The organism is Nocardioides sp. InS609-2 (genome assembly GCF_023208195.1).
Lineage (GTDB): Bacteria > Actinomycetota > Actinomycetes > Propionibacteriales > Nocardioidaceae > Nocardioides.
Window position 1 is genome coordinate 3,973,020 of the sequence record NZ_CP060034.1, and the last position, 25,569, is coordinate 3,998,588.

At 70.0% G+C, this 25,569-nt stretch carries 18 protein-coding genes; 8 read left to right on the forward strand and 10 right to left on the reverse strand.

The window, feature by feature from the left end:
* The first annotated feature begins 6 nt into the window (after nt 1–6).
* From H4Q84_RS20425 to H4Q84_RS20450, 6 genes are read left to right on the forward strand one after another with little or no spacing between them, the layout of a single operon-like run.
* Entirely contained in the window at nt 7–1,383 is a 1,377-nt protein-coding gene (locus H4Q84_RS20425) for an APC family permease (RefSeq protein ID WP_248580903.1), read from the forward strand.
* On the forward strand, nt 1,380–3,011 hold the full coding sequence (locus H4Q84_RS20430; RefSeq protein WP_248580904.1) for an amidohydrolase: 1,632 nt from the start codon (nt 1,380–1,382) through the stop codon (nt 3,009–3,011). Before H4Q84_RS20425 ends, H4Q84_RS20430 begins: the two co-directional genes overlap by 4 nt.
* Entirely contained in the window at nt 3,008–4,042 is a 1,035-nt protein-coding gene (locus H4Q84_RS20435; RefSeq protein ID WP_248580905.1) for an agmatine deiminase family protein, read from the forward strand. Before H4Q84_RS20430 ends, H4Q84_RS20435 begins: the two co-directional genes overlap by 4 nt.
* Nucleotides 4,039–4,974 carry a nitrilase-related carbon-nitrogen hydrolase gene (locus tag H4Q84_RS20440; protein ID WP_248580906.1) on the forward strand — a complete coding sequence of 312 codons (936 nt, stop codon included), beginning with the start codon at nt 4,039–4,041 and terminating at the stop codon, nt 4,972–4,974. The genes H4Q84_RS20435 and H4Q84_RS20440 overlap by 4 nt, the downstream gene beginning before the upstream one ends.
* Complete coding sequence (locus H4Q84_RS20445) at nt 4,971–6,329, forward strand: NAD(P)/FAD-dependent oxidoreductase (protein ID WP_248580907.1); 1,359 nt, start codon at nt 4,971–4,973, stop codon at nt 6,327–6,329. The genes H4Q84_RS20440 and H4Q84_RS20445 overlap by 4 nt, the downstream gene beginning before the upstream one ends.
* A complete protein-coding gene (locus tag H4Q84_RS20450; RefSeq protein ID WP_248580908.1) occupies nt 6,326–7,744 on the forward strand; it encodes a gamma-aminobutyraldehyde dehydrogenase in 1,419 nt (472 codons plus the stop codon). The genes H4Q84_RS20445 and H4Q84_RS20450 overlap by 4 nt, the downstream gene beginning before the upstream one ends.
* 5 nt (nt 7,745–7,749) lie before the next feature.
* On the opposite strand, the gene H4Q84_RS20455 is transcribed toward H4Q84_RS20450, so the two are convergent.
* Nucleotides 7,750–8,313, reverse strand: a complete 564-nt coding sequence (locus H4Q84_RS20455; protein ID WP_248580909.1) for a TetR family transcriptional regulator — start codon at nt 8,311–8,313, stop codon at nt 7,750–7,752.
* Between the two features lie 63 nt (nt 8,314–8,376).
* Here H4Q84_RS20455 and H4Q84_RS20460 point away from each other — a divergent pair, with 63 nt between their 5' ends.
* Nucleotides 8,377–8,709 carry a multidrug efflux SMR transporter gene (locus H4Q84_RS20460; protein ID WP_248580910.1) on the forward strand — a complete coding sequence of 111 codons (333 nt, stop codon included), beginning with the start codon at nt 8,377–8,379 and terminating at the stop codon, nt 8,707–8,709.
* On the opposite strand, the gene H4Q84_RS20465 is transcribed toward H4Q84_RS20460, so the two are convergent.
* From H4Q84_RS20465 to gabT, 4 genes are read right to left on the reverse strand one after another with little or no spacing between them, the layout of a single operon-like run.
* Nucleotides 8,687–9,961 carry an NAD(P)/FAD-dependent oxidoreductase gene (locus H4Q84_RS20465; protein WP_248580911.1) on the reverse strand — a complete coding sequence of 425 codons (1,275 nt, stop codon included), beginning with the start codon at nt 9,959–9,961 and terminating at the stop codon, nt 8,687–8,689. The genes H4Q84_RS20460 and H4Q84_RS20465 overlap by 23 nt on opposite strands.
* The gene (locus tag H4Q84_RS20470; RefSeq protein ID WP_248580912.1) at nt 9,958–11,322 is read right to left on the reverse strand and encodes an NAD-dependent succinate-semialdehyde dehydrogenase; all 1,365 of its coding nucleotides are present in this window, start codon (nt 11,320–11,322) and stop codon (nt 9,958–9,960) included. Before H4Q84_RS20470 ends, H4Q84_RS20465 begins: the two co-directional genes overlap by 4 nt.
* On the reverse strand, nt 11,319–12,584 hold the full coding sequence (locus tag H4Q84_RS20475; RefSeq protein ID WP_248580913.1) for a Glu/Leu/Phe/Val dehydrogenase: 1,266 nt from the start codon (nt 12,582–12,584) through the stop codon (nt 11,319–11,321). Before H4Q84_RS20475 ends, H4Q84_RS20470 begins: the two co-directional genes overlap by 4 nt.
* On the reverse strand, nt 12,584–13,921 hold the full coding sequence (gene gabT, locus H4Q84_RS20480) for a 4-aminobutyrate--2-oxoglutarate transaminase (protein WP_248580914.1): 1,338 nt from the start codon (nt 13,919–13,921) through the stop codon (nt 12,584–12,586). Before gabT ends, H4Q84_RS20475 begins: the two co-directional genes overlap by 1 nt.
* 84 nt (nt 13,922–14,005) lie before the next feature.
* Between gabT and H4Q84_RS20485 the strand changes: the two genes are divergently transcribed.
* Nucleotides 14,006–15,466: a PucR family transcriptional regulator gene (locus H4Q84_RS20485; protein ID WP_248580915.1), complete on the forward strand. Its 1,461-nt coding sequence runs from the start codon at nt 14,006–14,008 to the stop codon at nt 15,464–15,466.
* Between the two features lie 51 nt (nt 15,467–15,517).
* Here the strand turns inward: H4Q84_RS20485 and H4Q84_RS20490 are convergent, their stop codons facing one another.
* The 5 genes from H4Q84_RS20490 to H4Q84_RS20510 form a co-directional block, all read right to left on the reverse strand.
* Nucleotides 15,518–17,155 (reverse strand): ABC-F family ATP-binding cassette domain-containing protein, encoded by a 1,638-nt coding sequence (locus H4Q84_RS20490; RefSeq protein WP_248580916.1) that lies wholly within the window; start codon nt 17,153–17,155, stop codon nt 15,518–15,520.
* A gap of 19 nt (nt 17,156–17,174) precedes the next feature.
* A complete protein-coding gene (locus H4Q84_RS20495; protein WP_248580917.1) occupies nt 17,175–17,312 on the reverse strand; it encodes a hypothetical protein in 138 nt (45 codons plus the stop codon).
* Nucleotides 17,313–17,396: 84 nt separating this feature from the next.
* On the reverse strand, nt 17,397–23,009 hold the full coding sequence (locus tag H4Q84_RS20500) for an ExeM/NucH family extracellular endonuclease (protein ID WP_248580918.1): 5,613 nt from the start codon (nt 23,007–23,009) through the stop codon (nt 17,397–17,399).
* A gap of 228 nt (nt 23,010–23,237) precedes the next feature.
* Nucleotides 23,238–24,026, reverse strand: coding sequence for a siderophore-interacting protein (locus H4Q84_RS20505; RefSeq protein ID WP_248580919.1), 789 nt, complete (start codon nt 24,024–24,026; stop codon nt 23,238–23,240).
* Nucleotides 24,027–24,108: 82 nt separating this feature from the next.
* Entirely contained in the window at nt 24,109–25,500 is a 1,392-nt protein-coding gene (locus H4Q84_RS20510) for a glutamate--cysteine ligase (RefSeq protein WP_248580920.1), read from the reverse strand.
* Between the last annotated feature and the right edge of the window lie 69 nt (nt 25,501–25,569).

Genomic DNA, 25,569 nt, shown 5'->3' on the forward strand with positions numbered 1-25,569 from the left:
ATGACCGTGTCCGCCGCGGACGATGACGCGGCCGCCGCGTTGACGACCGCCCCGGTGCGGCTGACGCCGGTCCTCGGGGTGACCGCCGCGATCCTGCTGACGATCTCGTGCATCACTCCGGCGTCGAGCCTGTTCATCATCGTTCCCGAGCTCCTGGCAACCCAGGGCTCCGGAGTGGTGATCGCGCTGGTCCTCGGCCTGGTCGTCTCGATCGCGGTCGGCGCCTGCTACGCCGAGCTGGGCACTCGGACGCCGAGCTCCGGTGGCGAGTACGCGATGGTCACCCACACGATCGGTCGCACCTTCGGCTGGCTGACGTTCGCCTTGACCGCGGCGCTCCTCGTGGTCATCCCGCCGGTCATCGCCCTCGGCACTGCCGACTACCTGAGCTCCATCGTCGACCTCGACCGGTCCATCACCGGAGCGGTCGTGATGCTGCTCGCCACGTGCACCGCGGTGCTAGACGTGCGTGCGAACGCGCTCGTGACCAGCTGCTTCCTGGCCCTGGAGACCCTGACCGCGGGCGTAGTCGCCTTCCTCGGCTTCTCCCACTCCGAGCGCTCGGTCAGCACGCTGGTCCACCCGCAGGCGCTCACCGACGGCGCCCTCTCGCCGTTCACGCTCGGCATCTTGGTGTCCGGCCTCGCGATCGCGATGTTCGTCGTCAACGGCTTCGGCACGGCGTCCTACCTCGCGGAGGAGATGCTGGAGCCCAGGCGCGACGTGGCGCGTGCCGTGTTCGGCTCGCTGTTCATCGCTGCGCTGGTGATCATCGTCCCGACCGCCGCCGTCGTGGTGGGTGCTGGATCGCTCGAGGACCTCGGCGTCCTCACCTTTCCCGACTTCGTGGAGAGCTGGGCCGGTCCGAGGGTCGCCGCCGCGGTGAGCGTGGGCATCGCACTCGCGATCCTCAACGCCGTGATCGTGATGGTGCTCCAGAACGGCCGCGTGCTGTACGCCTCGGGCCGGGACCAGGCCTGGCCAGCAGTGGTCAACGCCGCACTGACCAAGCTCCACCCGCGATTCAACACACCCGTCGTCGCGACTCTCTCGGTTGCGATCCCGGGCGCCGTGCTGGCCTACCTCGTCGACATCGAGTCGCTGCTGGGGGTCACGGCGGTGATGGTCGCGGCGGTCTACCTGCTGCTCGCGTTCGGGGCGCTCGCCGTCCGTCGTACTCCCCATGCGGGCTGGAAGATGCCGCTGTGGCCGCTCGCCCCGGTGGTGGTCATCGTCGCGCTCACCTACGCGCTCGCCCAGTCGGCCGCGCTCGACCTGGGCATCACCGCCGGCGTCGTCGTCGCCGCGCTCGCCTACGAGGTGCTGTATCTCCGGCCACGCCGCGACACCCGCTTCCTCGTTGACGCGAGGGAGGACAGGTGACCACCGCTGACCTCGTCCTGACCGGCGGCAACGTGCACACGGTCGACCCGGCCCAGCCGCACGCCGACACGGTCGCCGTCCGTGACGGCCGCATCGTCTGGGTCGGCTACGCCGCGGAGGCGCCAGCCTGGGTGACCGGTGCCGCCGACGTCGTACGCCTCGATGGGCGCACCCTTCTCCCGGGGTTCGTCGACGCCCACAACCACGTCCGCCTCGGCTCGGATCGCGAGTGTGTGCAGCTCGCCGGTGCCGACTCGGTCGAGGCCGTCGCGGCGCGTCTGCGGGACTGGGACCGCGCACACCCCGGCGTCGGCTGGGTGGAGGCCGAGGGCTATGCCTATGTCGGCCTGGAGAACGGCGCACACCCGACCCGCCAGCAGCTCGACGCGATCATTCCCGACCGTCCCGTCGTGGTGTTCAGCTACGACGTGCACACCCTATGGCTGAACACCCTGGGTCTGACGGGACTCGGGATCGACGACGCGGACCAGCCCTTCGGCACCGCTGAGCTGGACGCCGAAGGGGTGCCCACAGGCTTCATCACCGACTTCGCGGTCAAGGGACTCTCGCGTGCGGGCGTGCGAGCACTGCGCGACCGCCGGCTGCCGTGGGCGAGCACCGATCGGCAGTACTCCCGCCTCCTGACGAGTCTCGACCACACTGTCGCCTGCGGCATCACGACCGTCGTCGAGCCTCAGAACTCGCCCGACGACATCGCGCTGTTCGAGCGCGCCCGTGCCGAGGGTCGGCTCGACCCGCGCGTGGTGCTGGCGATGTTCCATCCGCCGACCACGACGCCGGAGGAGCGCAGGGAGTTCGCCCGTCTCGCCTCGGCGTACGACGACGATCGGCTGCGGGTCGGGCCGCTCAAGCTCTACATCGACGACGTGGTCGAGCCGCACACCGCAGCGCTGCACGAGGACTACGCCAACGAGCCGGGTCATCGCGGGGCGACGTACTACGAGCCGACGGACTTCGCCGACCTGGTGGCAGACCTGGACCGCGACGGCTTCCAACTGTTCGTGCACGCGACCGGCGACCGAGGCATCACCACGGTGCTGGACGCCGTCGAGCACGCTCGTCTGGTTAACGGACCGCGCGACGCGCGCCACCAGATCGTGCACGTCGAGTGCCTCCGGCACGACGACCTGCCGCGGTTCGCCGAGCTTGGCGTGGTGGCCTGCATGCAGCCGCGACACGCCAGCCCAGACCTGGCCGGGCCGGGGCACGCGTGGGCCGAGGCGGTGGGGGAGCGCCGCTGGCATCAGGCCTGGCCGCTGCGGTCGTTGCAGGAGCACGGCGCGACGCTCGCGTTCTCCAGTGACTGGAACGTCGCCGAGATGGAGCCCATGGTCGGCATCTACAGCGCGGTGACCCGCTCGCCCCTGGCGGGTGGCGACGCGTGGCAGCCGGAGGAGGCCGTCTCGGTCGCCGACGCCGTGCGCGGCTACACGATGGGCAGCGCCGTGGCCAACTTCTGCGAGCACGACCGGGGCTCGATCACCGTGGGCAAGCTCGCCGACATGGTCGTCCTGGACCAGGACCCGCACACCGTCGACTCGGCCAAGCTCGCAGACGTCGCCGTGCTGGAGACCTGGGTCGGCGGAGAACGGAAGTACGCTTCATGACGACCTGGACGATGCCGGCCGAGACCGACACGCACGACCGCACCTGGATGGCCTGGCCGTCCGGCAGCTACACCCTCGGCGACACGCCCGCGGAGGCCGAGGAGGCCCGGCTGACCTGGGCCTCGGCGGCGAATGCCGTGGCCGAGTACGAGCCCCTCCACATGCTGGTGCCACCGTCGGAGATCGGTGAGGCCCGGCGCCGGCTCTCCGCGGCGGTAGTGCTCCACGAAGCTGCACTCGACGACGCGTGGTACCGGGACATCGGACCCACGTTCGTGCTCGGCCCGGACGGCCTAGGCGCCGTCAACTGGGTCTTCAACGGCTGGGGGGCTCAGGACTGGGCCACCTGGGAGTACGACGCGGTGGCCAGTCTGGTCGCCATGGAGGCGAGCGGAGCGCACCGCATCGACTCGCCGATGGTCAACGAGGGCGGGGGCATCCAGACCGACGGGGCGGGCACCTTCCTGGTGACCGAGACGGTCCAGCTCGACCCCGGGCGCAACCCCGGCTGGAGCCGCGAGCAGGTCGAGGCCGAGCTGGTCCGGACGGTCGGCGCACGCAAGGTGATCTGGCTGACGCGCGGCCTCACCCGGGACAGCGAGCGCTACGGCACCCGCGGACACGTCGACATCGTCGCCACCTTCAGCTCCCGCGGCCGGATCCTCCTGCACGAGCAGCGCGACCAGGCGCACCCGGATGCCCTTGTCAGCCGCGAGCTCGGTGCGCTCCTTCGCGACGAGACCGACGCCGACGGCAAGCCGCTCGAGGTCGTCGCGCTGCCGGCCCCCACCGTGCTCCGCGACTCGAAGGGTTGGGTCGACTACAGCTACGTGAACCACTACGTGGCCAACGGCGCCGTCATCGCGTGCGCCTTCGACGACCCGGCCGACGACGAGGCCCGCGAGCTGCTCGCCGACGCGTATCCCGGACGCACCGTCGTCCAGCTCGATGCCCGGCCGCTGTTCGCCCGCGGCGGCGGCATCCACTGCATCACCCAACAGCAACCCGCACTGCCCAAGGAAACCTCATGAAACTCATTGCCCCACCCGCCCAGCCGTCCCTGTCCCGTGTCGGCGAGACGGACGACCGACAGGTGACCGTGGCTCTGGTCCAGATGCACTGGGCCGCCGAACCCGAGGAGCACCTCGCCACCCTGGCCGAGGGCATCGCAACCGCGGCCGGGGCCGGTGCGTCGATCGTGTTCCTTCCGGAGCTCACCCTGTCGCGCTACCCGGCGGACACCATGCCCGAGGGGGCGCCGGCCGACATCGCCGAGCCGCTTGCGGACGGTCCGACGTACACCTTCGCCGCGGCGGCGGCTGCCGCGCACGGAGTCTTCGTGCACGCGTCCCTCTACGAGAAGGCGGAGGCCGACGACGGACTCGGCTTCAACACCGCCATCCTCGTCGCCCCAGACGGGAGCATCGTGGCTCGCACGCGCAAGCTGCACATCCCGGTGACAGCGGGCTACTACGAGGACCAGTACTTCCGGCCGGGTCCCGCCGGCTCGCCGTACCCGGTCCACGCCGTCGACCTGCCCGGAGCGCCTCGCGTCGGTCTGCCGACCTGGGACCAGTGGTTCCCGGAGCTGGCGCGGGCGTACTCGCTCGCCGACGCGGAGATCCTTGCCTACCCGACGGCGATCGGCTCCGAACCGGACCACCCCGACTTCGACACCCAGCCGCTGTGGCAGAGCGTGATCGTGGGCAACGGCATCGCCAATGGGCTCTTCATGGTGGTTCCCAACCGCTGGGGCAACGAGGGACTCGTCGAGTTCTACGGCTCGTCCTTCATCAGCGACCCGTACGGCCGTGTCCTCGCCCAGGCTGGGCGCGCGGGCGTCGCCGTGCTGGTGGCGACCCTCGACCTGGCGCAGCGGCGTGACTGGCTCGACCTCTTCCCATTCCTGCAAACGCGACGTCCGGACACCTACGGGTGCCTCGTCGAGAAGGAGACCAAATGATGTCCACCCATGACACCGTCATCGTCGGCGGAGGAGTCACCGGCCTGGTGGCGGCCTGGCGCCTGGCCGAGGCCGGACAGGACGTCGTGGTGCTCGAGGCGCGTGAGCGCGTCGGCGGGCGGCTGCGCAGCGAGGAGCACGACGGATCCCTCTTCGAGATCGGGGGCCAGTGGGTCTCACCCGACCAGGACGCCCTCGTGGGGCTCCTCGACGAGCTGGGCCTGGAGACCTACCCGCGCTTTCGCGAGGGCGAGTCGCTGTACGTCGCCGGCGACGGTGCGGTGCGGCGCTTCACCGGCGAGGACCTGCCCGTCGGCCCGGACACGGCGGCTGCCATCGAACGGCTCACCAAGACCCTCGACGACCTCACCGCCGAGATCGACCCCGACCGCCCCTGGGACCACCCGGAGGCCGAGCGGCTCGATCACATGACGTTCCAGCAGTGGCTCGAGGAGGAGTGCGACGATGTCGAGGCGCGTGACAACATCGCGCTCTTCATCGGCCCGGCCATGCTCACCAAGCCCGCCTGGTCGTTCTCGGCCCTGCAGGCGCTGTTGATGGCGGCCAGCGCCGGGTCGTTCCTGCACCTCGTCGACGCCGACTTCATCCTCGACCGGCGGGTCGAGGGCGGACTGGCCTCGGTCGCGCACGAGCTGACCCGCCGGCTCGGTGACCGGGTGCGGCTCTCGCAGGACGTCACGGCGGTCGAGTACGACGACGAGGGCGCGACCGTGGTCGTGAAGCACGAGCGGCTGCGCGCACGTCGCGTGATCGTGGCCGTGCCGCCGCCACTGGTGCGTCGGATCCGGTTCACCCCGGAGCTGCCCGCCGAGCACCGACACGCCCGCGAGCACCAGTCCTTCGGGCTGGTGATCAAGGTGCAGGCGGAGTACCCCACACCGTTCTGGCGGGAGGAGGGGCTCAGTGGCACCGGCTTCGGTCCCTACCAGGTCGTGCACGAGGTCTACGACAACACACCAGCTGGCTCCACGGTGGGGCATCTGGTCGGCTTCGTCTCCGACGAGGCCGCGGACCGGCTCGGCACCCTCGGGGTCGAGGAGCGCCGTGAGCAGGTGCTGGCCTCGCTGACGGCGTACTTCGGTGATGCCGCCCGCAGCCCCACGACGTACGTCGAGAGCGACTGGCAGCACCAGGAGCTGACCGGCGGCGCCTACGGCACCAGCTTCGACGTCGGTGGACTCACGCGGTACGGCCGGGTGCTTCGTCAGCCGGTCGGGCCGATCGAGTTCGGCACGAGCGACGTGTCCGGCCTCGGCTTCCAGCACGTCGACGGCGCCGTCCGCGTCGGCACCGAGCTCGCCCAGCGAGTCCTCACACCAGGAGCAGCATCATGATCAAGAACATCATCGACGGCGAGCTTCGCGCGGCGCACGACGGCAGGGTCAGCGACGTCGTCGACCCCTCGACCGGCAAGTCCTACGACATGGCCGCGCTCTCCGGCGCGCCCGACGTGGATGCCGCGTACGCCGCCGCCACGCGAGCCTTCCGCGTCTGGCGGCGTACGACGCCGGCCGAGCGGCAGCATGCGCTGCTTGCCCTTGCGGACGCGCTGGCGGCGCGTTCCGAGGAGCTGGTCGCGGCCGAGGTCGAGAACACCGGCAAGCCGGTCGCGCTCGCGCGTTCCGAGGAGATCGCGGTCGGCATCGACCACCTGCGCTTCTTCGCCGGCGCGGCCAGGACGCTCGAAGGAGCCTCGGCAGGCGAGTACCTGGCCGGGCACACGTCCTACGTGCGTCGTGAGCCGGTCGGGGTGGTCGGCCAGGTGGCCCCGTGGAACTACCCGTTCATGATGGCCATCTGGAAGATCGCGCCGGCCCTCGCGGCGGGCAACACGGTCGTCCTCAAGCCGTCGGACACGACCCCGGTCACGGCGTCACTGTTGGGCGAGATCGCTCTCGGCGTGCTTCCCCCAGGTGTCCTCAACGTGGTGTGCGGGGACCGGGACACCGGGCGGCTCGTGGTATCGCACCCGGACGCGGCGATGGTCTCGATCACCGGGTCGACGGCCGCAGGCAAGCAGGTGGCCGTGGCAGCGGCCGACCACGTGACACGGGTCCACCTCGAGCTCGGTGGAAAGGCGCCGGCGATCGTGTTCGCGGACGCGGACCTCCCGGCAGCCGTGGAGGGGATCGTCATGGCCGCCTTCTTCAACGGCGGCCAGGACTGCACGGCCGCGACCCGGGTGCTGGTGCAGGACGGGGCCGCCGATCGGTTCCAGACCCTCCTGGTGGAAGCCGTCTCGCAGGTGCGCACCGGTCCGCCGTCGGACGAGGAGGCGCTGTACGGTCCGCTCAACAACGCCAACCAGCTCGCGCATGTGTCCGCCGTCGTGGAGTCACTGCCGGAGCACGCGACCGTGCTCACGGGTGGGCACCGGATGGGCACCGAAGGCTACTTCTATGCGCCGACCGTGGTGTCAGGCGTACGCCAGCAGGACGCGATCGTGCAGCAGGAGACCTTCGGTCCCGTGGTGACCCTGCAGACCTTCGGATCGGAGAGCGAGGCGATCGAGCTGGCCAACGATGTCGACCTTGGCCTGGCCTCGAGCGTCTGGACCTCCGACCACGGCACCGCCCATCGCTGCTCGGTCGATCTCGACTTCGGGTGCGTGTGGGTCAACACCCACATTCCGCTGGTGGCCGAGATGCCGCACGGCGGCTTCAAGCAGAGCGGCTACGGCAAGGACCTCTCCCGGTACGGCCTGGAGGACTACACACGGGTGAAGCACGTGATGCACTCGCACGGCTGAAGCCCTCAGCGGCCCAGCGCCGCTACGGCGTCGGCCAGGTCGACCACCGCCCGCTTCCGGGCGGTGGTCCCGACGTCGAGCGGCGCGTCGAGCTGGAAGCCGAGGAACGCCGCGTCGATGACGGTCGCGACCCGGTTCGCCAGTGGGCGGGCGACCCCTGACCTCGTCAGGTGCGTGACGAAGGACCGCAGCCAGTGCTCGTTGGCCTCACGCACGACAGAGGCATACGGCTCGCGGCCCAGCAGGCCGAGCGCAGCTGCCTCGACGTACAGACGCGTGCACGACTCGAGCTCGGGCGAGTTCACCACCGACCAGAGATCGTGCACGGCCGCGCGCAGGTCGGCCGACGGTGCGAGTGCCGCGATGCCAGCGACGGCGCGGTCGTTCGACTCACGCAGGACAGCGGCGACGAGGTTGTCCTTGGTGCCGAAGTGATAGAGCAGCATGCGGTCGCTGGTGCCGAGCGCTGTGGCCAGGGGTCTGAGGCTCAGCCCGATCAGGCCGTGGCCCAAGGTGTAGTTCGTCGCCTCGACGGTCCACACCTCTCGGCGTACGGGGTCCTTGGCCACGTCCGAACTGTAGCATGTGCTACATTTACAGTGTAGCGACTGCTACATACCGCGGAGAGGACGATGATCATGTACGCCGCCTTCGGGCTCCTGACAGCAGCGATCGCTGCAGAGGTTGCCGCCACCGCCGCCCTGCCCCGCGCCGAGGGCTTCCGCAACCCGATGTGGAGCGGCCTTGTGATCGGCGGCTACGCGCTGTCCATCTGGCTGCTGGCGCTCGTGGTCGAGGACCTGCCGGTCTCGACGGCGTACGCCGTGTGGTCGGGCGTCGGCACCGCTGCCATCGCTGTCGTCGGCGTCCTGTGGCTCGGCGAGTCCCTGGACGCGGTGAAGGTCGCTGCCCTGTCGATGATCGTCCTCGGCGTGGTCCTGCTCAACCTGCAGGGCGCGCACTAGCCTCCACGGCGTCGCGCAGCGGGGAGCGCGGTGACTCGAGGGCGGTGACCGCGACCGGGTCGTGGCCTCGGGAGCCCAGCAGCCACACCAAATTCACCAGGAGCCTTCGCCGGGAGCACGGCAGTCGCGAGCCGTGGTAGAGCCGGTGCACCAGCCACGCGAGCCGGCCCCGCACCGGTATGCCGTACAGCTCGGCGACGCCCTTGCGCAGGCCCAGCGACGCGACGGCGCCGGCGTCCTTGTGGCGGTAGGGACGGACGCGGCCGGTCAGGTTGCCGGTCAGCCGCACGGCCTGCCGGACGGCATGCTGGGCGGTCGGCGCGCACAACCCGCCGGTCACAAGGTCGGGCACCGCGGCGCAGTCGCCGATCGCCCAGACGCCGTCGCAGACACGGAGGTTCTCGTCGGTGATGACGCGACCGGCCGCGTCGCACGGGACTCCGAGGGCTCGGAGCAGCGGGTTCGCGACGACGCCGGCTGTCCACACGACGGTGTCGGTGGCGATGACCGTGCCGTCGCTGAGAACGGCGCGCCCTTCGGCCAGCGAGGCCACGGAGATGCCGGTCCGGATCTCGACACCGCGGTCCTGCAGGTTGGCGGTCGTGTACGTCGCGAGCCGCTCCGGCAGCTGGCCCAGGATGCGCGGAGCTGCCTCGACCAGCACCCAGCGGGTGTCTGCCATGGAGAGTCCCTGGTAGCGGAAGATCACCCGGCGCACCATGTCCTCGAGCTCGGCCAGGGCCTCCACGCCGGCGTACCCTCCACCGACGAAGACGAACGTCAGCGCGCGCTCGCGGGCCTCGGAGCCAGTGGTCGACGCTGCGAGCTCCAGCCGCGACAGGATCCGGCTACCGAGATGCAGCGCCTCCTCGACGGTGCGAAAGCCCACGGCGTGCTCCGAGAGCCCGGGCACCGGGAACGTCCGCGTGACCGAGCCGAGAGCAAGCACCAGCTCGTCGTACGCCAGGCCTTGGGTGGTGCCGTCGGGCGTCGAGCAGGTCGCGACCCGAGACTCGGTGTCCAGGGAGACCAGGGAGCCGGTGAGCACCCGCGCGCCCGGAAGCGCCGACCTGAGCGGGACCACGACGTGTGCGGCCTGCACGGTCCCGGCGGCGGTCTCGGGCAGGAGGGGCTGGTAGGTCATGTAGCCGTGCGGGTTGACCACGGTGACGTCGCAGCCGCGCCGGAGCAGCCGACGGGCTGCGGTCAGGCCGGCGTACCCTCCGCCGACCACCACGACTCGCTTCGTCATGACCAGTCCACGCTGAAGTACTGCGTCTCCTGGTACTCGCGGATCCCCGCACGTGCTCCTTCGCGACCGATCCCGCTCTGCTTCACGCCGCCGAAGGGCGTGGACGGGTCGGACACGACGCCGCGGTTGACCCCGACCATGCCGGCGTCGAGGGACTCCGCGATGTGCAACGCGTCCTGGAGCCTCCCGGCGTACACGTACGCGGCCAGGCCGTACTCCGAGTCGTTGGCCTGCGCGAGCAGCGTCTGCTCGTCGTGCCAGGTGATCACCGAGACCACCGGTCCGAAGATCTCCTCGCGCGCGATCCGCATGCCCGGGTGTACGTCGACCAAGAGGGTCGCCGGGTAGAACCAGCCGCCGGAGCCGCTGGTTCCTCGGTGGGTCACGCGGGCACCGGCGGCCACCGCCTCGTCGACCAGGGCCGCGACGTTATCGACGGCCTTCGCGCTGATGAGCGGCGCGACCTCCAGGCTCTCGACGGCAGCCCCGAACCGGGCGACGAAGTCGTCGGCGACCGACTCGTGCACGAAGAACCGGTTGGCAGCGGTGCAGGCCTGGCCGGCGTTGCGGAACTTCGCGATCATCGCCCCAGCCACGGCCGCCTCGATGTCGGCATCGGCAGTGACCACGAAGGGTGCGTTGCCGCCCAGCTCCATGCTCGTGTTGAGCACGCGGTCGGCCGCCTGCCGGAGCAGCACTTGTCCGACGCCGGTCGACCCGGTGAACGAGAGCTTGCGCACCCGGTCGTCCGCCAGCCAGGTGGAGACGACGTCGGCGGCGTCGGTCGTGGGGACGACGCCCACGACGCCCTCGGGGACGCCCGCCTTCGTGAGCAGCTCGCTGATCGCGAGTGCGGTGAGGGGAGTCTCGGCAGCCGGCTTGAGGACCACCGTGCAGCCTGCGGCCAGCGCCGGGGCGATCTTGCGGGTGGCCATCGCTGCCGGGAAGTTCCACGGGGTCACCAGCGCAGCGACGCCGACCGGCTTGTGCGTCACGACCGACCGCGTGCCGCCGGCGGGGGAGACGCCGTACTCGCCCTCGGTGCGGACAGCCTCCTCGGAGAACCAGCGGAAGAACTCCGCGGCGTAGCCGACCTCGGCCCGCGCGTCCTCGAGCGACTTCCCGTTCTCCGACGTGATGAGCGCCGTGAGCCGCTCGGTGTCGGCGACGATCAGCTCGTAGGCACGGCGCAGGATCTCGGCACGGGCACGAGGTGCGGTCGCGGCCCAGGCCGGGAACGCCGCGGCGGCGGCGTCGACGGCGGCGACAGCATCGGCCGATGTCGCGTTCGGGACCTGGGCGATGACCTCGGTGGTGGCAGGGTTGCGGACCTCGAAGGTCCGGGTGGCGGTGACGGTCATGGGTAGAGACCTCTCAGGAGATGGGCTTGGGCAACGCGCTCGACGGCCAGGCAGGTGGCCGCAGTGCGCAGGGGGAGGTCGAGCCGAGCTGCGTGCTCGGTCACGCGGTCCCAGGCGGTCGTCATGCGGTCGGCGAGTCGGGCCTCGACCTCGTCGGCAGACCACCAGTACGCCTGGTTGGCCTGCACCCACTCGAAGTACGACACGATCACGCCGCCGGCGTTCGCCAGGATGTCCGGCACCACGAGCCGGCCCCGGCTCTGCAGGATCGTGTCCGCCTCCGGGGTGGTCGGGCCGTTCGCACCTTCCACGATGACCTGGGCGCGGACCTGCTCAGCGTTCCCCGCGTGCACGACGCCTTCGATGGCGGCGGGCACGAGCAGGTCGACGTCGAGGGTGAGCAGGTCATCGACCTCCTCGCCGGCCGGGAAGCCGACGACCGAGCCGTGCGTGTCGACGTGCTCCTCGACCGACGGGATGTCCAGGCCGGCGTGCGAGCCGATCGCGCCGTACTGGTCCGAAACGGCGACCACCCGGACGCCGGCCTCGGCGAGGAAGCGCGCGGCGTAGCTGCCGACCTTGCCGAATCCCTGCACCGCGGCCGTCGCGCCGACCGGGTCGATGCCGCGCGACCTCAGAGCGGCCAGTGCCACGTGCACGACACCGCGTGAGGTGGCCGTGGCGCGCCCGAGGGAGCCGCCGAGGCTCACCGGCTTGCCGGTCGCCACTCCGAGCACGGTGTGCCCCTGCTGGACGGAGTAGGTGTCCATCAGCCACGCCATCGTGTTCTCGTCGGTGCCGATGTCCGGCGCCGGGATGTCGCGCTCCGGACCGATGAGCGGGCTGATCTCGCTGGTGTAGCGGCGGGTGACGCGCTCGAGCTCGGCGGAGGAGTAGTTGCGAGGGTCGATCCGCACGCCCCCCTTCGCACCGCCGTACGGCACGTCGAGGAGCGCGCACTTCCAGGTCATCCACATCGCCAGCGCGCGTACCTCGTCGAGGTTCACGTCGGGCGAGTAGCGCAGCCCGCCCTTGGCCGGCCCGCGAGAGAAGTTGTGCTGGACCCGGTGACCGATCAAGAGCTCGGTGTCACCGTTGTCGCGGCGTAGCGGGATGCTCACGGTCACCTCGCGGCGCGGTGTGGCGAGCATGGAGTAGAGACCCTCGTCGTACCCGAGGATCGTGGTCGCCTCACGCAGCTGCGTGCGGGCGTCGTCCAGCGGCCCACGGGCGGTGACCGCGGGCTGGAGGGTGCTTGTCATCAGGCGTCCTTGAAGATCTGCTCTAGGAGGTCGAGGCCTTCGGCCAGGAGGTGGTCAGGCATGGAGAGCGGGGGCAGGAACCGGAGCACGTTGCCGTAGGTGCCGCAGGTCAGGACCACGAGGCCCTGCTGGTGCGCGGCGGCGGCGACCGCGCGGGTGAGATCCGCGTCGGGCTCGTCGGTGCCGGGCTTCACGAGCTCGATGGCGACCATCGCTCCCCGGCCGCGGACGTCACCGATCCGGGGGTCGGCGAAGGACAGGAGCCGTTCGAGCATCGTCGTGCCGATGGCGCGGGCACGCTCGACGAGGCCGTCCCGGTCGATGGTCTCGATGACGGCGAGCGCTGCGGCGCAGGCGATCGGGTTGCCGCCGTACGTGCCGCCGAGGCCGCCCACGTGGGGGGCGTCCATCATCTCCGCACGTCCGGTGACCGCGGAGAGGGGCAGTCCGCCGGCGATGCCCTTGGCGGTCACGATGAGGTCGGGTACGACGCCCTCGTGGTCGCACGCGAACATCGCGCCGGTGCGGGCGAAGCCGGTCTGCACCTCATCGGCAACGAAGACGACGCCGTTCGCGCGGCACCATTCCAGCAGCGTGGGGAGGAAGCCGTCGGCGGGGACGATGAACCCGCCCTCTCCCTGGATCGGCTCGATGACGACGGCGGCCAGGTTCTCGGCACCGACCTGCTTCTCGAGGACGTCGATCGCACGCCTGGCTGCCGCAGGGCCGTCGATGCCGACGTCACGGAACGGGTAGGACAGGGGAGCGCGGTAGACCTCCGACGCGAAAGGCCCGAAGCCGCTCTTGTACGGCATGTTCTTCGACGTCATCGCCATCGTGAGGTTCGTGCGGCCGTGGTACGCGTGGTCGAAGACGGCGATCGCCTGCCGCTTCGTGTACGTGCGGGCGATCTTCACCGCGTTCTCGACCGCCTCGGCCCCGGAGTTGAACAGCACGCTGCGCTTCTCGTGGGTGCCCGGGGTGATCCGGTTGAGGGCCTCGGCGACGCGAACGTATGCGTCGTACGGAGTGATCATGAAGCAGGTGTGGGTGAAGGCCTGCACCTGCTCGGACACAGCCGCAGCAACCAGGGGTGCGCTGTTGCCCACCGTCGTCACCGCGATGCCGGAGCCGAAGTCGATGAAGGAGTTGCCATCGACGTCCACGATGACGCCACCGCCGGCGGCGACGGTGTAGACCGGCAGGGTCGTGCCGACGCCCTGCGCGACGGCGGCGTTCTTACGAGCGTGCAGCGCACACGACTCGGGTCCGGGGATCTCGGTGACTACGCGGCGTTCCTGGAGGAGTGCCGGGCCACCGGTGTACTGGTTCGTCATGTCCTCCACGCTAGGTCCGGCACTCGTCGAGTGCGATGGCGAGACTGCACAACGTGAAATCCACAAAGGTGCGAAACTGCCATCATGGTCGACATTGCGGATCTGTGCGACGACCCCTCGCTCGCACTGCGGGCGGTGAGCTTCCCGACACCGGAGGCGGAGCTCCGCTGGGTCGCGACGAGCGAGCTCCCCGACCCGGCGCCCTTCCTCGAGGGTGGCGAGCTGATCCTGACGACCGGGCTGGCGACGAAGGAGTGGCGACGGGAGTGGGACGGGTACGTCCGACGACTGGTGGAGGCTGAGGTAGCGGCACTCGGCTTCGGCACCGGGCTCACTCATCGGCGGGTGCCGGCCGCGCTCGTGCGGGCCTGCGAGCAGCACGGCCTGAATCTGCTCGAGGTCCCCCGGGAGACGCCCTTCGTCGCAGTGAGCCGCAGTGCGGCGGAGCTGCTGCAGAAGCGGGAACAGGCCGAGGCGCGTGCCGCGCTCGCCATGCAGCGCCAGCTCACGGCGGCGGCGGTTCGCCCCGATGCGAGACGCTCGCTGGTCCGCCGTCTCGCCGAGCTCCTCGATGGAGCCGCCTGTCTACTCACGTTCGACGGACGCGTGGCCGAGCCGTCATCGGGCCCGCGTCAACACCTGCTCGATCTCGAGGCCGTCCGCGACGAGCTGGTGAGGTTGCGACCACAAGGGCGCCATGCGTCGGCAAACGTGGGCACGCGCGAGGCCTCGCTGGTCATCGTGCCCATCGGGCTCACCGGCAGGCCGGCGCACTATCTGGCCGCGGCCGTCGATGGTCGGCTCTCCGAGAGCAGACGAAGCGCGGTCACCACCGCGGTCGCGCTCCTCGCCCTGGCCGCGGAGCAGGACCGCGGTCGCATCGCGGCGCGGCGCCGACTGGTGGAGCGGGCGCTTTCGCTCCTCGCTCGGGGTGACGTGGCGAGCGCGCTGCTCCTTGCTGCCGCTGCCGACGTGCCTTCCCTGCCGTCGCGACTGCAAGCGGTCCATGCAGCCGGCTCCGAGGATGCCGTCGAGGACGCCCTCGGCCCACTCGAGGAAGCTGGACTCCTGGCGGCGGTGGTGGACGGGCAGCTGTGGCTGTCCGCCTCGCCGGCCGAGGTCGCTCGTCATGCCTCCGGTCTGGGAGGGCTTCGAGTCGGAGTCAGTGGGCCGGTCGAGCTGGCCGACGTCGCCGATGCACATCGCACCGCTGCCCTGGCGCTCGAGCAGGCTACGCCGCTCGCACCGGTCGTGCACTGGGAGCACCTGGTCCGCAGCGGGCCAATGGCTCTGCTCGATCCACCGGCAGCCGACGCGTTCAGCCGCTCGTTCCTGGCCGGGCTCGACGACGAGCAAGTGCAGACCCTGGCGTCGTTCGTACGCAACCACGGCTCGCGGTTGCGGGTGGCCAAGGACCTCGACGTACACCGCAACACCGTGCGGAACCGCCTGGCGGCCATCGAGGCCGTGGTGGGGCGATCCCTCGACGACCCGGCCACCCGGGCGTCGGCCTGGCTGGCACTTCAGGTGCGGCTCAGTAGCTGAGCCTGGGCGACGCCACGTGGACCGGCTCTCAGATCGTTCGAGCGCGCCCGTTCAGTGCACGGTCACCCGGCCGCCGTCGACGTCCCACCGCTGGTCCAGCCGGACGTTCTCCAGCAGCCGTCGGTCGTGGGAGACCAGCAGCAACGTGCCGTCGTACCTGTCCAGGGCCCGCTCGAGCTGCTCGATCGCGGGCAGGTCGAGGTGGTTGGTCGGCTCGTCGAGGACGAGCAGGCTCACCCCGCGGGCCTGGAGCAGCGCCATCGCGGCCCGGGTGCGCTCGCCGGGGGAGAGTCGTCCCACGAGACTCGCGACCTGGTCGGCCTTGAGCCCGAACTTCGCCAGCAGCGTGCGCACCTCTGCTGCGGTCATGGCCGGTACGGCGGCCTCGAATGCGTCGCCGAGCGGCACGTCCTCGACGAGCGAGGTGCGGGCCTGGTCGATCTCGCCCACGGCGACGCTGGCGCCCCGGGAGGCACGACCCTCGTCCGGTGCGTCGTGGCCGAGAAGCAGGCGCAGCAGTGTGGTCTTGCCGGCCCCGTTGGGGCCGGTGATGCCGATGCGGTCGCCGGCACTGACCTGCGCCGAGACCGGGCCGAGGACGAAGTCGCCCCGGCGTGCAGTCGCGCCGTCGAGGGTGGCGACGACGCTGGAGGCACGCGGCGCCGGGGCGATGTCGAAGTGCAGGACCCACTCCTTGCGCGGCTCCTCGACCTCGTCGAGGCGCGCGATCCGCGACTCCATCTGGCGCACCTTCTGCGCCTGCTTCTCCGACGACTCGGTCTGGGCGCGGCGCCGGATCTTGTCGTTGTCGGGCGACTTCTTCATCGCGTTGCGGACACCCTGGGAGCTCCACTCCCGTTGGGTCCGCGCTCGCGCCTGCAGGTCGGACTTCTTGTCTGCGAACTGCTCGTAGGCCTCGCGCGCGTGCCGTCGCGCGACGTCACGCTCCTCGAGGAACGCGTCGTACCCGCCGTCGTAGACCGCGACCTGGTGCTGGGCGAGGTCGAGCTCGACGATGCGGGTGACGCAGCGGGCCAGGAACTCCCGGTCGTGGGAGACCAGCACGACGCCGGCGCGGAGGCCGCGCACGAACGACTCCAGCCGCTCGAGGCCGTCGAGGTCGAGGTCGTTGGTCGGCTCGTCGAGCAGTACGACGTCGAAGCGGCTCAGCAGCAGCGCTGCGAGCGCCACCCGGGCGGCCTGGCCACCGGAGAGCGACGTCATCAGCGCGTCGGCGCCGACGACCAGACCGAGGTCGGCCAGGGTGGCGGGGATGCGGTCGTCCAGGTCGGGTGCTCCGCTGGCGAGCCAGTGGTCCAGCGCCGCGGCGTACTCGTCGTCTGCTCCGGATCCACCCTGCTCCAGCGCAGCGGCGCCGTCCTCCATCGCCGTCGTCGCGGCTGCCGCACCGGTACGACGCGCGAGGTAGCCGGCGACGGTCTCGCCGGGGACCCGTTCGTGCTCCTGTGGCAGCCAGCCGACGAGCGCGTCGGCGGGAGCAGCGGAGACGGTGCCCGCCATCGGCTCGGCCGCGCCGGCGAGCAGCCGCAGAAGGGTGGACTTGCCGGCACCGTTGGCGCCGACCACCCCGACCACGTCACCCGGGGCGACGGTCAGATTCAGGGACTCGAAGAGGGTGCGGTGTCCGTGGCCCCCGGCCAGGTCCTTCGCTACCAGAGTGCCACTCACCGCCGCAGCATAGGGCGTGTCAGCGGGTCCGCGGAAAGCCCAGGTCGACGCTGGAGGTGGCCGGGTCGGGCCAGCGCGACGTGAACACGGGGGAGGTGCGGCCGGACGTGCCTTCGGTCGGGCGGCCGTCGATCCAGTGGGAGATGCGGGTCGTCATGCCAGGAATCTACGCACCAGACGTGCGAAGCGGGAGCCGGTCCGAGGACCTGCTCCCGCTTCGGGATGCTGCTGGATCGTCAGGTCAGCGCCTGACGACCTTGACCGCGTCCTTGACCTGCGCCGACTCCACCAAGGTGCTGCCGAGGTAGGTGATGGTCAGCTTCTTCTTGCCGGGCTTGTTGAACTTCGGCAGCTTCACCGTGGCCTTGCCGTCGACCAGGGTGGCCGTCAGCTCCTTGCCACCCGGGATCTTCACGACGACCGTGCCGGTGGGCGTGGTGCCCTCGGCGGTGACCCGGATCTTCACCTTGGCGCGGCCCGTGTCGACCTTCACGACCTCCGGCGACACCGTGACGTCGAGATTCGCGACGCCTTTGGCGACCGTCGCCGTGAAGGTGCCCTGCGACGGCTGGTACGACGCGTCGCCGGCGTAGCTCACCGTGAGGGTGTGCGACCCGGGCGGCAGCGACGTGGCGGGGAGCGTGACGCTCGTCTTTCCGTTGCTGATGCTGCCGGTGCCGAGGACCGTCGTGCCGTCGAGGACCCGCACGGTGCCAGTGGCGCCGCTGGTGACGGTCACCGGGACAGTGGCCGACTTGCCGTAGGTCATCGACACGTTGCCCGCCGAGACCGTCGAGGAGGCCTTGGCGACCGTGACGGTGAAGGTGCTCTCGGAGGGCTCGTACGTCGAGTCGCCGAGGTACTTCACCTTGAGGGTGTGCGCCCCGGGTGCCAGCGACTTCGCGGCGAGCGTCACGCTCGCCGCACCGTTGCTGACGGTGCCGGTGCCGAGGACCTCGGAGCCGTTCAGGACCTGGACGGTTCCGGTGGCGCCGTTCGTGACGGTCACCGAGACGGTGGCCGCGTCGCCGTACGTCACCGACAGGTTGGCGGCCGAGACCGTCGACGCGTTCGTCGTGCTCTCGACCTCGATCGGCACCTGGATCTGCGTGCCGGTCGTCGGACCCACGAGCGTGAGGCTCTTCGCTCCGCCCGTCGTGCCGGCCGGCAGGACGACGTCGACACTGGCCGTGCCGTATTCGTCGGTCTGCGCCGTACCGATGGTCGAGTTGACCGGGAAGGTCCTGAGCACCTGGTCGCCGAGCTTGACCTGCAGCTCGCTGTCCTTGGCGTCAGCAGCCGTCGACATCGACCACGACGACACATCGAAGGTCACGTGGGCACCCGGCGCGTAGCTCGCCGGAGCACCGGCCGGGAAGGTGGCCCCGACGGCCCGCTGGTCGTACTTGACCGGGAGCGGCGTGTCGGTGGCGTTCGCCTTGAGGTAGTCGACCATCGCCTGCAGGTCGACCTTGCCGGTGTCGGCCCTTCCGGTCCCGTTGTTGAGTTCGAAGAAGTTGTCCCCGCCCGAGGCGAGGAAGGAGTTCACGGTGACCGAGTACGTCGACGTGGGGTCGAGCGGCACGCCATCGAGCCACATCCCGTTGACCTCGCCCAGCTTCTGACCGGGCTTCGCCGGGTCGTCGTACTGGGAGTAGGTGTAGGTGAAGCCCCTAGAGACACCCAGCCGCAGGAACGCGCGCGACGGCACGTTGCCGCTGCCGTCACGCTGCCACTGCTGCTCGAGCACCTTCTCGATCTGGGCACCGGTCAGGTCCATGTTCACCAGGGTGTTGGCGAACGGCTGGACCACGGCGGCCTGTTTGTAGGTCAGGTCGCGAGAGGCGCCCACGACCGTGCCGACCATGTCGGCCCGCAGACCACCAGGATTCATGAAGGCGATCTTGGCTGCGCCGGCCTCGGGGGTCCGGGTGGCCCAGCGCTGGACCTCGGCCACCAGGTTGCCGAGAGTGGACTCGCCGCCACGGTTCTCGGTGGTCCCGTCGCCGAGCTTCGCCCGGTTGAACGGAGCCGCGATCTTGCCGACCACCACGGCACCGAGCACGTCGGCCTGCGCCCTGGCGGCCGCGACGGTGGCGGCGACCTCCGCGTCGGGCTCGAAGCCGGCACCGGCGACGCCGACGATGTCCTGGGACACGGCGACGAGCCGGCCGCGGGCGTTGTCGTAGGTGAACCCCAGCTGGTTGAGGTTGGTGCCGTACTGGCCGGCCGAGACGACCGGGCGCTTCTTCACGACCCGGTTGACCCAGGCGGGCACGGGGACGGCGAAGTTGTAGGCGAGGTGCGTGTGGCCGGACACGATCGCGTCGACGTCACCGTCGACGTTGTTGACGATGTGGCCGAATGCCGTGTTCTCATTGGTTGCCGACGCGTAGGTAGCCTGCGACGCCCCCTCGTGGACCAGGAGTACGACGAGGTCGGCACCATCGGCCTTGAGGTCGTCAGCCGCCTCGTTGGTCGCGTCGACGATGTCGGTGACGGTGACGCCCTGGATGCCCGCGGGCGAGACCAGCGACGGCAGGTCCTCGGTGACCGCACCCACGAAGCCGACCTTGATGTCGCCGGCTTCGGTGTCGAACGTCTTGGTCCAGGTCTCGGCGAGCTTGTCCTGACCGTTCGGCTCCTCCACGTTGGCAGCGATGTACTCCCAGTCGGCGTGGTCCTGGACCCGACCGGTGAAGTCGGCGTAGCCCTGGTCGAACTCGTGGTTGCCCGCGGCCGACACCTCCAGGCCGGCCTCGTTGAGCGCCTCGATGGTCGGCTCGTCGATCTGGATGAACGACTCGAACGTCGACGCACCGATCAGGTCACCGGCAGCCGCGAAGACGGTGTCGGGGTTGTCCGCGCGCATTTGGTCGACCGCACCGGCCAGCACGGCCGCACCGGCGCCGCCTGGTCCGTCGGCCAGCAGGCGACCGTGGAAGTCGTTGGTCGCCACGAGCTGGATGGTCGAGTAGTTCGTGCCGTACGACGGCAGGTCGATGCCGACGATCTCCGGGTTGTGGTCGGAGGCCGCGAACGGCAGGTCGCCCTGCCAGAAGTCCTTGGCGTTGTAGTTGTAGCGGCTGTACTGGAATGCCACCGACTCACTGGCGTTGATGTCCCAGACGTCGGCGCCGACGACCATGTCCATCGCGGCAGCGTTGCCGAGCACGTGGTCGAGCGACCCGGAGAGACCGCTGAAGGAGTAGGTCTCCTCGTCGGGCGACTCGATGGGGTCGTAGCCCGCGTCGTAGAGGACGTGCATCGGGTCCTCCTCGGTGTAGGAGTTGAAGTCTCCTGCGAGGAACACCGCCTCGATGCCACGCGCCTCGGCGAAGGCGTTCGCGAACTGGGTCAGCTTCGTGGCCTGACGGACACGGTCGCCGCTGAACGCGCCCTGCTCGCCGTTGGCGTTGTCGCCTGTCGCGGGCGGGTTGCTGTCGCCCTTGGACTTGAAGTGGTTGGCGACCACCGCGAACGCCTTGGAGTCCAGGGCGCCCTTCGGCTTGAACGCCTGGGCGAGGGGCTCGCGGGCGTTGGAGAACACGCCGGCCGGCGTACTGCTGGTCGCGTTGGCGGACTCGTCGAGGTAGAGGTCCGAGATGCCCACCGGCGTGACGGTGGCCGGCTTGTAGATGAACGCGGAGCGGATGACGTCCTGAAGGGCGACCGCACCGGTCTGGACGGACTCGGTCGGGCTGGTCACGAAGCGCCAGGTGCCGGGGCCGGCCGCGGCGTTCAAGGCCTTCACCAGCGCGGAGAGCGCGTCGTCGCGGTTGTTGCCCTCGCCGACGAGCTTGATCGAGTTCTCGATCTCCTCCAGCGCCACGACGTCGGCGCCGAGGGCGTTGATCGCAGTCACGATCTTGGACTGCTGGCGCAGGAAGTTCTGCTGGTTGGCCGCACCCCGCGGGCCGTTGCCGGCGTTGGTGCCGTTGCTCACGACACCGCACGTGTTGTTCGCGATCGGGTTGTTCTCACGGTCCAGGTAGTAGGAGCACGCGGTGTTGACCGGCGGAGTCTGCGCCGCGCCGTTGGCGACGTACTGCTCGCCGGTGGTGTTGAAGTAGTTCAGGACGTTGAACGTGGCGAGCTTCAGGTCCCCGGGGACGAGCTCCGGCGCGAGATTGCCGGTGCGGGTGTCCTCGAAGGTCACCACGTCGGTCCCGTCGCCGGTCACCTGCTGGCGCGGCTGGAACTTCCACACGTTGTTGCGGTACTCGAGGATGACCGGCTGGTTGAACGTCGCCGAGGCGCCGACCCGGATCGGGTTGGTCTTCGAGAGGTACGGCAGCGGGGTGTTCATGTTCTCGCGGTTGGCGAACGGCAGGAAGTCGAACGACGACGCGTCGTCGAGGGTGACAGCGCGCGCGGCGTTGTCAGCCTTCACCGCGGCCAGGCCAGCGGCGTCGTTCGCCCGCTTGACCTCGCTCGGCTGGACCAAGGGCGTGCCGCCTGTGGCGAGACCGATCTCGGCGTACCGGTTGGTGCTGAAGACGTTGGTGACGGCCAGGTCGTCGGTCGGCGCCAGCAGCATGCCCTCCTGCGCTTCGCGGGCGACCTCGGTCGTCGGGTAGGCGATCGCGCGTGCCGTCACGGCTGCGAGAGGCGTGTCGAGCTCGACCACGCCGGTGCCGTTGAGGGCCGGGGTGATCTGGGTGGACTTGTTGAACTCGCTGACAGTGCCGGTCACCTCGACCGAGTCGCCGATCGCGATCCCGGCCGGGATGCCGCCCATGTTGGGGCTGCCGTACACGAAGATCGCGTCCGAGGCATCGGGTGTGGCGTCGGGGCTGCCGCCGGTGCCGCCCGTCTGGATGAACATGCCGTTCAGACCGCCAGTGCGGTAGAGCGCGGTGACGACGCCCTCTGTCGTGACGGTGGTGCCCACGACCGGTGAGGCCGGGCCGGTGCCCTGGATCGCGGCGATGGGCTGCGTCTCGAGTGCTTGCTCGACGGTGAACGCGAAGGTCTCGGTGTCGGTGCCCGGAGTCGGGGTCGCCGAGTCCGTGACCGTCAGAACGACGTCGGTCGCGCCGACCGCCGTCGTCGGGGTGCCCGAGATCTGGTTGCCGGTCAGGGTTACGCCAGCGGGAAGGCCGGTGGCCTGCCAGGTGTAGGACCCGGTGCCGCCGACGGCGGCGAGCGTGATGGTGGGGATCGGGGTGCCGACGAACCAGGTCTTGTCACCGGGGTCGGTCGCGGCAAGCGCCGGCGTGGGCGGCGCGGTCTCGCCCGCGGCGTTGGTCGGGGTGAAGGTCGTGCCTGCGCTGAACTCCGCGCTGTTGACGTCGTTGTCGGCTGCGGTGCGGGTCAGCACGGTCGTGTTGGACAGACCCGCCGCCGTAGTCGTCTCGTACGTGGTGGAGGCGTACCCCACGAGGTCCACGACCCCAGCCGTCGACTTGTTGTCGCCCGCGACCAGCGTGATCACCGACGTCCCGTTCGCAAGAAAGACGGTGCCGGCAGTCCCCGACATGTTGACGCCGTTGTTCGTGGCGTCCGGCGTCGGCAGGGGCTTGTTGGTGACCGTGGTGCCTGCGGCGAGCTGGACCAGGTACCGGCCGTTGGCCGGGACCGAGCCGGTGAGGGCGACGACGCCGGTGCCGGTGTTGGTTCCGCTCCGGTACTGGACGGACATGCCATCGACCGGGATCGCGCTTGCGGTCGCGTTGGACAGCTCGACGTAGTCGTTGGTGTAGACCGCGCCGGTGTTGCCACCTCCTCCGTAGACCTCGCTGATGACGAGGCCGGTGCTGACGGCTGTGGCGGAGGGTGCTGAAACGAGCTGAAGGCCGGTGAAGGCCACGCCGAGGCTGAGGGCCGCAGCGAGTCTCTTGCGAGCAGGCATGAAGAAGTCTCCGGTCCGGAAAACGGGTGGGCGAGCGTGGGGTGCGCTGACCATAAGCCGACGCTGCAGGCGAATCCAGACCCTCACGTGAACGGTTCGGAAACCACCGATGAAGGTGCCCGCACGCCCGGAGATCGTTCTGTGCTCAAGACCGCCACCTGAGCCGTCCGTGGATCTACCGGAGCGCTGTCCGGCGACCCGGTCATGCTCCGAACTCCGTGCCCGTTGTCAGGCGACCTCGGTCTCCATGGCGGCGACGAAGTCGCGCTTGACCGCTCGCCAGGCCTCGTCGGCCATGTCGCGCCGCCAGTACGGCGAACAGGACATGTCGGCGCGCGTCAGACCGCGGTCGACGAGCAGGTGCCTGCGGATCTCGCGGATCTCGACGGCTTCGCCGTGGACGAACGCATGCACACGTCCTTCGGGGAAGGCGGCCACCTTCACGGACGAGACCAGCAGGTCCTCGTCGCTGGCAACGCCTGCACGATGCAGCCACAGCAGGTCGACCTCGCCGGGGCTGCTCAGCTCGAGCTCGTGCGCCGGACCGTCACAGACGAGCCGGACCACGGCCTTGGCGCCGGGCGTCAGGATCTCCAGCGATGCCGCGATCGCCGGCAGGGCCGACTCGTCGCCGACCATCAGGTGCCAGTCGGCGTCGGCGTCGGGGAGGTAACCGCCGTTCGGTCCCTCGAAGACCAGGACGTCGCCCACCTGGACCCCCGCCGCCCAGGGACCCGCCACCCCGGTGTCGCCGTGCACGACGAAGTCGAGCGTGAGCACCTGCGCGGTCGGATCCCACGAGCGGACCGTGTAGCGACGCCGCGCCGGCCACGTCTCCTTCGGGAAGCGCTCGCGTACGTCGGCAGGGACGAAGATGTCGTCGTACGGCGCGCCCGGCGGAGGTATCGCCACGTTCACGTAGGCATCCGTCGCGTCCGGCATCGACAGGGCGGCCAGGTCGCCGCCGCCGAGCACCACCCGGACCAGGCTCGGCGTCAGCTGCTGCGTTGTCGTCACTCGTGCGTACATCTCGCCCCATTCGTCAAATTTAGGGGAGCCTAACCTAAACAATCGTGGCCGACGAATGTGAGGCGCCGCTTTACTCAACTCCTTCGACGGTCCAACGGCCCAGTTGCTCCACGAGCGCCGCGACATCGCCGTGCTGCGCGAAGGCGGCTCGCTGACGGTCGGCTCCTGTGCCGACTTCAGCGAGCCGCTGCAGGGCAGCTGTGACAAAGCCAAGATCGCCGGCATCCTCGAGCGCGGGTGCCGTGTGACGAAGCAGCGCAGACAAGGCTGCCGACGCTGGCACCGGGGTTCCGTCCAGGGGACTGAGCAGCGTGTCATTCAGTCCGAAGCGGGCGGCACGCCAAGCCCCTGCGCGCAGCTGGTCGACTCGCCACGGTGCCGGGGCTACGCCTCGGCGACATTCGCGCGCAGCCGTCTCGGTCAGTGCCCGGCACAGTGCGGCGACGACGAGGGCGTCGTCGACGGATGTGCAGACATCGGCCACCCGGAACTCCACCGTGGGATAGCGAGCGGACAGGCGAACGTCGAGGTTGAGCAGTCCCACGTCGAGGACGGCCCCGCTCGTGACCATCCGTGCCGTGAAGGCGTCGTACGTCGCGAGATCGCCGAAAAGCTCCTTCGGGCCGGCGCTCGGCCACATGTTCCACACCTGGAAGCGCCAGCTCGCAAAGCCCGTGTCGCGTCCGTGCCAGAAAGGCGAGTTGGTGCTGATCGCGAGCAACAGCGGCGCCCACGGCCGTACCCGGTCGATGACGCCGATCCCCTCGTCTCGATCCTCGACCTCCACGTGCACCTGCAGCGCGCACATGAGCGAGTCGGCAGCGACTCCCGCATAGGTGTGACCGATGCGCTCGAAGCGTTCGCTCGGAACCAGCGGGCCATTCGGTGCGTCGACAACCGGGCCACCGACGGCGAGCGGCGAGAGACCTGTCTGTCCCGCCGCTCTGGCAAGCACGGAACGGGCGCGGCGCAGACGCGTCCCGATGTCCTCGAGCAGCCGTGCCGGCGCTGTGACGATCTCGACCTGAGCTTGGAAGAACTCCTGGACGAGCGTGACGTCCTCGAGGTCGGGAGCGATCGTCGTACAGCTGGCGAGGACCTGCGCGGATCCGGCGCTCGGTGCGCCGCAGGAGTCGACCAGGATGAGTTCTTCCTCGACTCCGAGCTGTCGAACCGCCACGAGTGGATCCTCCTGGGATGTCGGCGGAAGAGGCACCTCCGTAGCGGTGTCTCTCAGCGATTTCTCTGCTTTTCGCCGCTGCCGCTCCTCGGCAGACCTGTAGCTGTGGCGAAGCTCTGGGTGATGAGAAGGGGGAGGGGTGACGCGACGACGACTCAGGCTGGGGTGCATGGTCAAGACGACAACATAACGCTCACCGGCGACTACAACGATCAGACCGAGGACTTCCGGCACGAAGGCTACGGAGCTCGCCAACCGCCTGTACGGCCGTTCGATCGGCAACCTGCTCGGACTCGCTGCGACCACTGCCACGCCGACCTTGATCGCAGCGCTCCGGGTCTGCCTCAACAT

Bases quoted from the DNA above. Each gene is read 5' to 3' on its own strand.
- H4Q84_RS20435 (WP_248580905.1), top strand. From the start codon at position 3,008: ATGACGACCTGGACGATGCCGGCCGAGACCGACACGCACGACCGCACC.
- H4Q84_RS20440 (WP_248580906.1), top strand. From the start codon at position 4,039: ATGAAACTCATTGCCCCACCCGCCCAGCCGTCCCTGTCCCGTGTCGGC.
- H4Q84_RS20445 (WP_248580907.1), top strand. From the start codon at position 4,971: ATGATGTCCACCCATGACACCGTCATCGTCGGCGGAGGAGTCACCGGC.
- H4Q84_RS20450 (WP_248580908.1), top strand. From the start codon at position 6,326: ATGATCAAGAACATCATCGACGGCGAGCTTCGCGCGGCGCACGACGGC.
- H4Q84_RS20460 (WP_248580910.1), top strand. From the start codon at position 8,377: ATGATCATGTACGCCGCCTTCGGGCTCCTGACAGCAGCGATCGCTGCA.
- H4Q84_RS20465 (WP_248580911.1), bottom strand. From the start codon at position 9,961: ATGACGAAGCGAGTCGTGGTGGTCGGCGGAGGGTACGCCGGCCTGACC.
- H4Q84_RS20470 (WP_248580912.1), bottom strand. From the start codon at position 11,322: ATGACCGTCACCGCCACCCGGACCTTCGAGGTCCGCAACCCTGCCACC.
- H4Q84_RS20475 (WP_248580913.1), bottom strand. From the start codon at position 12,584: ATGACAAGCACCCTCCAGCCCGCGGTCACCGCCCGTGGGCCGCTGGAC.
- gabT (WP_248580914.1), bottom strand. From the start codon at position 13,921: ATGACGAACCAGTACACCGGTGGCCCGGCACTCCTCCAGGAACGCCGC.
- H4Q84_RS20485 (WP_248580915.1), top strand. From the start codon at position 14,006: ATGGTCGACATTGCGGATCTGTGCGACGACCCCTCGCTCGCACTGCGG.
- H4Q84_RS20495 (WP_248580917.1), bottom strand. From the start codon at position 17,312: ATGACGACCCGCATCTCCCACTGGATCGACGGCCGCCCGACCGAAGGC.
- H4Q84_RS20500 (WP_248580918.1), bottom strand. From the start codon at position 23,009: ATGCCTGCTCGCAAGAGACTCGCTGCGGCCCTCAGCCTCGGCGTGGCC.